The organism is uncultured Dysgonomonas sp. (genome assembly GCF_900079725.1).
GTDB lineage: Bacteria > Bacteroidota > Bacteroidia > Bacteroidales > Dysgonomonadaceae > Dysgonomonas.
Map to the genome: position 1 here is coordinate 2,408,593 of NZ_LT599032.1, position 12,014 is coordinate 2,420,606.

Here is a 12,014-nt window from a genome sequence, read left to right on the forward strand (position 1 = left end):
CTATCATTTATTATTCTTCATAAGCAACTTTGCGGATACGACGATTATTGGAATCTCCGATATAGAAACATTGCCTTTCTTCATCATATGCTATTCCGGCCGGATAAGCAAAACGGGCATCCAGACGTAGATCTCCATCTCTGTATCCACTAGCTTGAGGTGTACCGGCAAATGTGGAGACTCTTCCCTGAGGAGTCATAATACGGACCACATGATTCGCTTTATCACAGAAATAGAAATCATATTCATCTTCCTGGCCTTCATATTCCGGATTTTTCACAAAAACTCCCTGCTGGGGCTCATTTACACGAGCATAACTACCCACTCCATCTGCATAACCTCCGGTTTGATCTTTTCCGGCTATCAGATAAGGCTCAGTAAAATTTTTGGTCGCCCAATTATAATCGGAACGCATAATATACTGCCTGTTATTCACTATTATATATGCATAGTTCCCCGTAGGATGAATGATAATAAAAATCCTTACCGATGCATTCGGAACCCTGAATATATTCACACCTTCTTTTGTGCCTACCTCACCTCTCCATACCATACCCGTATTATAGAATGCATAATAGTACTCTCCATTTATCGGATGCACAGCAGCAGCTCTGGTTCCACGACCGGCAGCCATTGGAGTCAGGCTTTTAAATCCCGATTCACGGGTGAGCAGATAATTTCCCGGTTGAGTATCATTAGATTGGTCATGTGTGACAATCATATCGCCTCCCAATGTCCAATTAATACAAGGAATTCCATTTTTATTAGGATTAGGTATACCTGTATTGAAAGTGCTTACATATTTTTTCTCAAAATCGATAAGCCTACATGATTTATCATAACCGGCGACATACAGATGGTTGTGGTTCAGAGGATCGAATACTAACCACTCCATTTTTTCGAATCCCCCGCAGTCGTCAAACGGGCCATCCTTTACATCAAACTTCGTATTATTTTCATATGTTTCCCCCAAGAAAGAACTGACAAGCATTTTCTTTTGATAAGCATAATGTTCTCCGGCTTCTGCATAAGCAATCTTTTCGCCACTCTCGTCAACGATACTTACTTCAATATCTCCATCGTAAGCTTTTGCAGGGACAATACAATATAAAGATTGATGATTAACTCCGATTATCCTTGCATTTTGCCCACCAATAGTAACTTTGATCTTAGAGAGGTCATTTCCAAAGTTTTCACCATAAATAATCATTTTCTGATTGGCACCTCCCTCTTTCGGTGCGAAATCAGAGACCACAACAGGCTTCGAAGGATCGAAGGCTTGCGAATCCGTGTCGGATTTATCGTCTTTGCACGATACGCAAAGAACGATCAGCAGCATCAACCAATGCTGAATTTTCATTCTGTTTTTCATTTTCATAAGAATAGGGTCTGAATTTAGTTTGTTAAAACATTTCACAATTGCATCCAAATACAGCATGAGCTGTCTTATCTGCATGTTTATCGTAAATTAAGTATTTGTTAATTTCCCTTATTTCCTGGCTTTTTTCAATTCAATTAAATGGGCGAGACGTATTTTATCGGTATTTCATAGATTGTAATTTATGATTTGTTAACGTCACAAAGGAATGGGAATTTAAATTAGAAAGATGACAGAAAAGTAGCTATAAATAGCACATTTTTCCCATTCGTCGTTTTAGAGGGAAAATAAGACTAAGCAGAAAGCAAGTATTGCGTTTTCAGCTTCTTATAAATGCAGATGTGGATAGTTGTGTAGGTTTGGGTTGTGGATAAACTCCGGTTATGAAATAGAAGTAAGTTTATCAGGAGGGAATCATGTGGAATCTCCAATTTCACTAAAAAGAACAATCCTGCCCATATCATTATCGGCAGGATCGTTTATCTAATGTCCTAGATTAAATTTATAACAGTAAATAACGGATGATTACTTTGTCGAGATAACAAGCTCCTTCCCTTCTTTCAATTGTTGGTGCGTAATAAAATAACTATCTATCTTCTTACCACCATAGCTTATATCGGTAATTTTTTCTCCTTTACCCTTTCTCTTAATGGTAAAGTTCTTCCCATCCAGATTAAATACTACTTTATCAAATAATGGCACAGTGATTATATACTGCGGATCTGCAGGAGAATAGGTATATAGACCAATCGCATTCAGTACATACCACGACGACATTTCACCTGCGTCATCCATGCCGCAGTATGCTAACCGTTCGGGCCCCATACGATATTGTTCGTTCAGTATCTTATTCAGTATCTTTTGGGCTTTTTCCTGTTTATCAATAAAATAATACATATACGGAATACTATGTCCCGGCTGATTACCATGGCAATACTGCCCAATGAATGTAGTCAGATTATGTGCCTCATAGTTTTTCCATGGAATAACAAATAAGGAATCGAGTTTTGTCTCAAAGGCCTCTTTATTTGGGTATAAAGCAATAAATTCTTCAGGATTATGCAAGGCAAAGAATGTCGACTGCCATCCGTTGGCTTCACGGTACATGTATTCATAAAAAGGACGTTCAGGGTTGAAAGGCGTTATCCATTCTCCATTTTCCAGACGGCCACGCATAAGTTGGGTAGACGGGTCGAACAGATGTTTGTAACTTTCTGTCCTTTTCATCAGTCTATCGTAGTTTTCCTTATCTCCGAGTTCCTTTGCCAGCAATGCCGTGGCATAATCGTCATAAGCATATTCCTGGGTTTTAGTCACAGCCGCTTTAGCTACGGTCTCCAATTTGGGGTCTTTAATATCCATTTCGGATATCCATCCCCGCTCCATATATTCTTTTATGTGCGGACGTCCACCCTTGCCCTCAACAAAAGCATTGTTGAGAAGTAATTTGTATGCCGCCTGCACATCAAAGTTCCGTATACCTCTCAGATAGCTTCCTGTAACAAATGTAGAGGCATGGTCTCCATGAAAGAAACTCGGCATGAACCCTCTGATCTCACCCCGGTCTGTAATAGACCTGATAACATCGGCTGCAACATCCGGTGAAATCATTCCCAGCAAAATCAGTTTATTACGGTAATCGTCCCAAAAAGACGGATCACTGTAATAGCGGAATCCTTTGTTTACTACTTCACCTCTGTCATTTACAAACTCTCCGTTGACGTCACTCAATAGTATCGGCCACAAGAAAGCACGATAGAGAGTAGAATAGAATGTTTCTCTCTGTTCATCGGTACCACCCGATACCTGTATTTTCGATAGTAAGGTATCCCATGTATTTGTAGCTTCATTTCTTACCTGATCAAAATCTTTAGCAAGCATCTCTGCCTCAAGATTCATTCTGGCATTTTCGATACTCACATAGGAAAAACCGACTTTCATCTCCAGCGGATCGTTTATATCCTTATTGTCTAGGAAATTAACAATGCTGACTTCCGCATCATCCTCTTTCAGTTTTTCCACATCTTTTATCTTATGGTTGGTCACAGCATAAAAATAAAATGTAGGGCCGGTTTGCTGATAGCCTGTGAATACATTGTCTGTCGTTTTTTCTATTTTCCAATCCCTTACATGTTCGTTAGAACGAGCCAGATCTGCCAGCAGCCTTTTATTTTTCCCTTTTTTATAAGTGTATCTGTGAAAGGCACATCGCAACGTAGAGGTCACTTCTGCATTTATATCATATTTTTGGAGATATACCTGATAGTAGCCCGGACTGGCCGACTCCTTGTCATGGCTGTAAGCCGAGTAATAAGACTTAGGCGCAATCTCTCCGCTAACAGCAACAAGAGGAACATAACAAAGATTCCAATGCCCCTTGCTGGTATGGGCAAAAGCATATATAACCGTATCTTCGTATTGGTATCCTGAGCCACTTCGCCACATGGTGACAGGTGTTACCTGAACCATCGAATTTGGTACTGATGCTCCCGGATAGGCTTCGGCTCCCCATGCCCTGCGGGTTGGCTTATACCCAAGATCGATACTGTCCCAAAGGGTGGTAGTACCAATAAACGGATTGACATAACTGGTTAGACGTTTTTTACTCTCCTGAGCATAACATCCAACTATAATCAGCATTATTGCTCCGATGATGATAAACTTATTTTTTTTATACATACTCTTTTTTTTAAGCAGGTGAAAACCGAAGATTCTTTAAAGTCTGTTTAAGGCTAAATATAATCTAAACAGGCTCTATTGCCTCTTACTTTAATGCAAATTTGTATTTATGCTCTCCTGAGCCTACATTATACTTATTATCTCCGGCATAAATAGTTGCAGTAGATCCTGCCGGAATTTTCACGGTCATTTCTATATTTTTCCCGTCAGCCTTCCATTCAGAGGATATTTTTCCGCGTACAGAATTATATTCGCCTTTTACCCATTCCAGATCGGCAATGAAATATGGCTTTATAATGATATTTTCGAATCCGGGCTTGGATATATCGTAATTAATGCCAGCCAGATAGCTGGACATCCATGCACTGACATCACCCATAAAGACATGGTTTAACGAGGCGTCGTGGAATTCGGGACTTAACAGCCATGTTTCGGCAAGTGTTGTATAGCCTTGGGTCTCTACCCAGTATCCCCATGAGGGAGCTTCTGTTTTGGTTGCCATTTTATAGGCATCCTCCACATAGCCATATTTACTCAGCATGCGAAGAACTGTTTTGCTTCCAAGCAATCCGAAATCAAGGAAATGATTATTCTCCGCCACAATTTTTTGAAGATAATCGGCCACCGCCTGTTCTTTACCATCCGGAACTATCTCCAGATAAAGGGCTATTGCCTGTGCTGTCTGAGTACCATTTGCATAAACTGCCGTTTCGGGGTTGAAGAACTTGTCGTTGATTATTTTTTTCAGCGATTCCGCCTTTTCTTTATATATACTTGCATCTTTGCCCAATATAGTTGCAAAACGTGCCATAAGCATGTAATCGAGATAATAATAAAGCGTGGAGGTATAATCGTTAGGGGTCTGAGCTTTGTAATATACCCAATCACCTAATCCGAAAGTAAGAAGCCCGTCTTTTTCCTGATTCTTCAGATACTCCAGATAATTTAGCATTGTAGGATATAGCCGTTCTATACAGCGTTTGTCTGCATAATAATCGTATAATGCATTCGGTACGATAAACAGTGCGGCATCCCACACAGGACCCGGCCAATCGCCAAAGCCCCATCCCGATGATGGTATGATACCCGATATACCTCCGTTAGGACGCTGGTTATCTATGAAGTCGTTCATCCATTTCTCGTAAAATGTAATACCATCGAAATTGAGAAGAGCCAGATCCATGGCAATATGTGCGTCGGCAGTCCATCCATTCTTCTCCCGTTGAGGGCAATCGGTAGGTATGCTATGAATATTCCCCCGGTAACTTTGATTGGTTGCAGCCCATATTTTGTTCAGTAGCTCGTTGGAACTGCTGAAATGTCCCACTTGCGGTATATCCGTATGCAGGAACAGCCCCGTGATATTATCTTCAGTAAACGTTACAGGGTGGTCGGTTTTTACTTCTACATATCTGAAACCATGGTAGGTAAATTGTGGTGTAAATTCTTCTTGCTTACCAGAGCCTTTTAGTATGAATATATCTGTCTGGAACACCTCTCCCGGTTTCTCCGGACGATAATAGACATCGATATTGCCCGGTTGCAAGCGGCCATCGTCTTTCAGCAATTCTCCATGCTGCAGAGTAAAGGTTGTCCCTCTTTCTCCTTTTACATTCAGACGGCATACTCCTGCTATATTTTCTTTTAAGTCAAAAACAAAGACGGTATCACCAAAGGATTTTAATAACACAGGCTTTATTTCTTTTGTTATACGTATCGGCGGCATCTGCTGGGAAACTATTAATGGTGCAGGACTGTCTGTTATCTTAGCTGTTATCCAGTTTTTTTCATCGAAATCTGTATTGTTCCAGCCTTCCTCTTCCAGGCGACCGTCGTATCTGTCACCACTGTATATATTGTTATAGATATACGGGCCTGTATTGGTCTTCCATGTGTCATCCGAGGCAATTACGTCCGTAGTACCATCTGCATAAGTAATTCTTAATTCGCATAACAAACGAGGACGGCCACGCCAGTCGGCCCTTTCAAAATCCCAAACAGCCTTGCTCTGGGAGTTATAGAAGCCATTACCTAATACTACGCCTATGGCATTGCCGCCTCTGTTTATTAATGACGTGATATCGTGAGTCGCATATAATATGCGTTTGTTGTAGTGTGTATATCCGGGATCCAGATAACTATTGCCTACCCGATCTCCGTTGAGAAACATCTCGTAATAAGCAGTTCCTGAAATATAGAGAGTAGCATGGGCTATATTTTTTTCTACTTTGAATTCTTTTCTGAAAAGTGGCGCCGGCTCGTATTCTTTATCGTGGGTATCGGATATCCAGCTGGCAACCCAGTCGGATTGAGATAGTTTTCCCATACCGAACATATTGATTGAAGAAATACAAGAGTCTCCCTTATTGCTCCAGACAGTGACGTCCCAATAGTAACGCTGATGTGATTGCAGCTTTTTATTTCCAGAGTATTCTGAAGAAAGAGACTGACCGTTAGTCATTCCGGAATCCCATATATCAGGAGTACCGGACAGTAATAATGAGGAATCAGTAGCGATTCTGATGCGATACGTTTCCTGAAGAAAGTCTTTAGCATCATTGAGCTTCCAGTTGAACCGCGGTTGAGGTGTATCCAGACCTAGCGGGTTATTGAGATATTCGCATTGGACATTTGTAATTGATACTGTTGCATCTTTCTGGCAAGAAGCAAATAAAATCGCTATACATATAGCTAGTATATTCAGATGTATCGACCGGATATTTGTCATGGTATTTTAGGTCTTCAGTATTATACGATAAGTGACAGGAGGTTTTTCCCGCTCCTGCCACTTTGGTATTCTGTTTATTTAATGCTATTCAGTAGTTCCACTTTCCCTTCATTAATCTGCTTCAAAATCAACTCTCCGAACAGAGTGTTTTGCCATGCAAACCAAGAGCGGGTAAAGTTTTTCGGATCATCTTTATGAAAAGATTCATGCATAAAGCCTGTACCTGCATCGGTATTCATCAACATTTCTATGCATGTCTTGATTTCTTCATCGTTTTGGCTGGTAAAAGCCTTCATCATAATACTCATCGGCCAAACCATATCGTAGCCAATGTGAGGTCCTCCAATTCCTTCTCCAGCGGTACCTTTAAAGAAATATGGATTGTCTTTGCTCCATACAAATTTCCGTGTATTCTGATAGATAGGATCATTAACATCCATATCTCCTAAATAGGCCAAAGATAAAAGGCTGGGAGCATTAGAGTCGTCCATCAGATACTGGTTGCCAAATCCATCTACTTCGAAGGCATAGATGGTACCGTATTTCGGATGATTGTAAGTTGCATATTTCTTCAAGGCTGTTTCAACTTCCTGGGCCAAGTCGCGACATTCCTGAGCTTGTGCGGGACGGTTACTTACCTCGGACAATATCTCGGCAGCTTTTCTGAGCGATGTTACAGCAAAGAAATTGGAAGGTACCAGAAACTGGAACGTCGTAGCATCATCAGACGGACGGAAACAGGAGACAATCAGTCCTACAGGATTTACAGGATTACCTAATCCGCCATTGTTCAAAGTATCTAACTGGCGTTCGGTTTTCCTTTGGAATTTGTAAGGCCCAACTCCATCTTTACGTTGCTGTTCTTTGAATGTTTTCAGAATATTTGTGATAGCTTGCAACCATTCTTCGTCAAATATACTGGTATCGCCTGTGGTTTTCCAATAGTGATATGCCAAACGGAGTGGGTAGCAAAGAGAATCTATTTCCCATTTTCGTTCATGCAATTCCAGCTTCATATCTGTCAGGTCACTCATCCACTGGTGATCGGGATTAGGATCGTGCGGATCTATAAAAGCATTGGCATAGGGATCAATTATAATACATTTGAACTGGCGGCGGATAACACCCGCAAGCATCGCTTTGAGCTCAGTATCACTGTTAGCCAGTTGTACATAAGGCCAAACCTGTGCTCCGGAATCGCGCAACCACATGGCATGAATATCACCGGTATATACCACTGTATCGTCCTTACCATCTGTTTTTCGGTAACGAACAGTTGTATCCAGCGTATTAGGAAAACAATTTTCGAACATCCAGGCCAACTTTTGGTTGGTGAGCAATTTTTTTACGCGAACAATTTCATTCTCCACCGCGTTCGACTTAAAAAAACGTTCTTTCTGAGGAGGACGATTAGTCTTGTATTTGCTGTCCGCTTTAAAAATATTCTCGATATTCGTATTGTCTTTAGGGAGAGCCAACGCATTCGAAGCATGTGCTTCCCCAGCCATAGAGAGTGCTGCCACTACACTGCACAATAGTGTAAGCTTTTTCTTTTTCATTTTGCTTGATTTGATTAATTGCTATTAATAACGTTACTTATATTTTTTTCAGATTAGCCAGACGCCCATACATTTCAACTATGGCAGCTTGTGTCAGCAACCATTTTTTAGCATCTTTATTTTCACCACTAAAATCTGTACTGAACAAACCGTTTTCATCCCTGGCATTATTCCACGCATAGTCTAAACTTTTGTCGAAGGCTTCGATATATGTTTTATTATTATCCAGATTATATAATTCAATAAATCCTCTTAACATGACTGCAGTAAACCAAACATCGCCTTTCTTTATCATACGGAATTTTTGGCCGTCTTTTCCTGCGAAATCTGAAAAGAAATAATTGTAACAGCCCTGCGCTATGTTTTGCGCTTCGACAAGATATTTTTTGTCATTTGTCAGTTTATATAATAGTGCTGCCGATTGCATCATCTGGCCACTATTGTATGCATATTTGGCTTTGCTTATTTTGCCGTCTAAACTGATATTATCAAAATATAAATAGTCTGTATCCTGCAAATGGAGTTTAGTCCATTCATACAGTTCTTTTCCCTTATGGAAATAAACGCTGTCATTTGTCGCCTGAAAAAGCTTAAATGCATACACAGCCCCGGGAGCATTGGAACATGTGTTTTTTGACTCTTTTTTTTGTTCGCACCAGTAAATTCCTCCATCCAGCTTTTCATCAGTCCCGCTTAAAATAAATTCCCATATCAGTTTGGCTTTATCAAGATAAGCTGGTGTTTTAGTTAACATATAAGTATCGGTGAAGTCAATTCCCAACCATACATTGTCGTCGTAAAAGCGGTCGGATACTGGAGCCGAGCTTATATAAGAAGCATAACCATAGGGAGCTCTCTTTGTATCGAAATATTCTTCAAGCCCCGGTAATACCTGCTTCTCGAGAATCTCGTGGAATTTGTTCTTATCTCCGGCTTCCATCATTACATTGACGGCAGAGAATGTGCCTGAATAGGGCCAAAGATACGAATATTGATTCGGTCTATTATTTTGCTCATCCGCAGCAAGATAAGTCGCAGTATATTTATTGTCGAAGGGAAAGGTCTCGTGCAATAAATGAGTATCGGGCGCTGAATAGTTTTTATAAAGAGAGTCCAGTGTAACCTGGGCTCTCTCTAAGTTTTTATTTCCAGTACCTGCATCATTTACTCTGCCTGCACAACTTATCAGTGTGAAAACACTAAGAAATGAGAGAAGAGCATAGGAAATTCGCATAACGCTAGTTTTTATTATGTTTTTATAAAATACCTTTCTTTTCCAGCAAAGCCATAGCTTCGATTGTAGTTGCAGCGCTTATTGCTGAACGAAGATCACCCCATGCCTCTGTTTCTGCCGGCGTTAACCACCAGGTATAACTAAATTTAATATCCGGAGTTTTTTGAGTCCCCTTAATCCATAGGTATTCCGCGTTATTTTTAAGGAACGCCACATAACGGGCTTTATCCGACTGAGAAAGATCGGGATGCTGGATCAGAATGGTGAAATAACGCACAAATATCCCTTTGAACAGATTACAGTCATGACCTCCTCCATTATCTGATTGTTCGCCATAATCTCTCATTATTCCATTTGTCTTATTTATATTATAAGTAATATGGTAATTGGTAATGCTAAGTGCGTCGTTCCAGTAAGTCTTATCGCCCGTAATATCATACAACTCCAATGCTGCTCCAAGATATGTACCCACATCGTAAGAATAATCATTGTTGGTATCATTTACATTTTCAAATACCCTACCCGAAGAAATTATTGTACGATAATATTTCATCCAGTTATATATCCTTTTGGCCCATTCAAGATCGTTCAGTCCTTCTACTACTTCATCCGGATATTTCTTGTATCTGCGGGCAGCGATAATAGCAGCAGGGCCATTGGCTGGAATTCCTTTACCATCACCTTTTATATCAGAATCTTTGCGCCATTGAATACCACCTCCTTCATAATCGGTCCATCCTTTGGCAATCCAGTTCCATAAGTCTCTTGAAGATGCTTCGTATCTTGTATCTCCGGTAGCTTCCAAGGCTCTCATATGAGCCAGCCCATGCCAGCCCATATCATCATAATATTCATTCTCCCAATTATTGCTATACCAGTTTTTTTTCCTTACTCCTTCATACCAATCATAAATAGCCTGCTTGTATTTATTGTCATTGGTACGCAGATAGGCATCTACCAATACATCCAAGCCGTGTGCTTCGGGCCAATAGTCGTTCCATGTAACCTGCCCATCATAAGTATTATTGAAGCAATGACTCGTCGTATTCCAATATCTATTCACAAACGAAGTGGTACTACTATCTACTGCCGCAGTCCAGTTTATGTTATATTTATCAATCTTGGGCGTTTCCATTATAGGATCATCGTAATCTACACAAGAAACCAGACTCAATAATATGAAGCTATATAGTAAAAACAATTTGCTTTTCATATATTTTTCTTTTTTAAGAAGGGATACAACCTTTACATAAAGGCCTGTATCCCTTTATGTTTAGATTAATATTTCTTTACTATTTCGTTGGTATATCCTTTCTCGGCATTCATATAGAATATCATATCAACAACTACCGATCCCGGATTTGAAGTTCCGTCATTTCTAAAAGATTGGGGGAATTTGAAACAATAATCCCAGTCATTACTATCCAGTCCGATATATCCGATATTGAAGTAAGCACCACTAGTTGAACCCGGAGCCGAACTATCTTTATCTTTATTACCTGCTTTGTGTTTCACTCCATTTATATACATAAAATAGAAGTAACGGTCATCATCCCAATTGGTTTTGAAATCTGGTTTCAAATTTTCACCTTTCCAAACACCATTTCCAATATAAGGTAAATCTATTACTTGTTTAGGGGTACACATATTGAATTGAACCTTATCAATCTTGTCTACTTTACCTCCTTTGGATGTAAAATCAAGGCTAATGCAATAAACAGCTTCTTCCGAAACAGATGATGTTTCGTTATTGTCTGCATCAGCTAAACTTCCTGCTGCATCAATGTAATATTCTTCAGGATTTTCTGTAAGTCTGTCTACGAATCTGTAAGTCCCCTGATTGCTCAGTTTTGTATAGATTTCAAATTTACCATCATCTATTTTTCTCAGCACCATTGCATTTGAAATATCAGCACCTCCTTCTGTTGCATCACCAACGATATATACATTATTGGGAATAACTTCAAAACCTTCTAGGCGTGTTACAACCAGCTTGTTTTTCTGTTGGCAAACCTCAGAACTGATTCCACGCCAGGAAACAACCGACCAATAGATTACACCTGTCTCGCCTGTCGGAACTCCTGCAGCAGAAGCTGCTTTATTTATATCAATATGTGAAATATTAGCAAATAGCTCCTTACCATTATTATCAGAAGATATTCTATAAACAGGATTCTCTTTATCTGACTCTTTATAGAAAACAACTTCATATGCAACAAGTTGTCCATCCTGAGCGTGGCTTTGAGACCATTGGAAACGGAATGATGCACCCTGTTGAGAGCTTAGCTGCAAATCCTGATTGTCTACAGGTGCATATAAGTTGTCTACAGGCGTTACTTTCGGGTCATGATATTCCATATCATCACTTTTGCAGCCAACCATTACAAGTACGGCAGAAAATAAGATAAGAGCTTTATATATTATAGTTTTCATATT

The 12,014-nt window shown here is 40.0% G+C and carries 7 protein-coding genes; all 7 read right to left on the minus strand.

Translation table 11 applies throughout. From position 1 onward, the window contains the following. Window positions 1–10: 10 nt before the first annotated feature. Entirely contained in the window at window positions 11–1,360 is a 1,350-nt protein-coding gene (locus tag QZL88_RS09865; protein WP_296940646.1) for an IPT/TIG domain-containing protein, read from the minus strand. A 543-nt stretch (window positions 1,361–1,903) separates the two neighbouring features. Beyond that, window positions 1,904–4,057 (minus strand): GH92 family glycosyl hydrolase, encoded by a 2,154-nt coding sequence (locus QZL88_RS09870; RefSeq protein ID WP_296940648.1) that lies wholly within the window; start codon window positions 4,055–4,057, stop codon window positions 1,904–1,906. Window positions 4,058–4,142: 85 nt separating this feature from the next. Then, window positions 4,143–6,785: an alpha-L-rhamnosidase gene (locus QZL88_RS09875; protein WP_296940650.1), complete on the minus strand. Its 2,643-nt coding sequence runs from the start codon at window positions 6,783–6,785 to the stop codon at window positions 4,143–4,145. 74 nt (window positions 6,786–6,859) lie between these two features. Further along, entirely contained in the window at window positions 6,860–8,344 is a 1,485-nt protein-coding gene (locus QZL88_RS09880) for a glycoside hydrolase family 125 protein (RefSeq protein WP_296940652.1), read from the minus strand. A gap of 37 nt (window positions 8,345–8,381) precedes the next feature. Further along, window positions 8,382–9,578 (minus strand): glycoside hydrolase family 76 protein, encoded by a 1,197-nt coding sequence (locus QZL88_RS09885; RefSeq protein WP_296940654.1) that lies wholly within the window; start codon window positions 9,576–9,578, stop codon window positions 8,382–8,384. Between the two features lie 22 nt (window positions 9,579–9,600). Continuing rightward, window positions 9,601–10,791, minus strand: coding sequence for a glycoside hydrolase family 76 protein (locus tag QZL88_RS09890; RefSeq protein WP_296940656.1), 1,191 nt, complete (start codon window positions 10,789–10,791; stop codon window positions 9,601–9,603). 65 nt (window positions 10,792–10,856) lie between these two features. Continuing rightward, complete coding sequence (locus QZL88_RS09895; RefSeq protein ID WP_296940658.1) at window positions 10,857–12,011, minus strand: SusE domain-containing protein; 1,155 nt, start codon at window positions 12,009–12,011, stop codon at window positions 10,857–10,859. Between the last annotated feature and the right edge of the window lie 3 nt (window positions 12,012–12,014).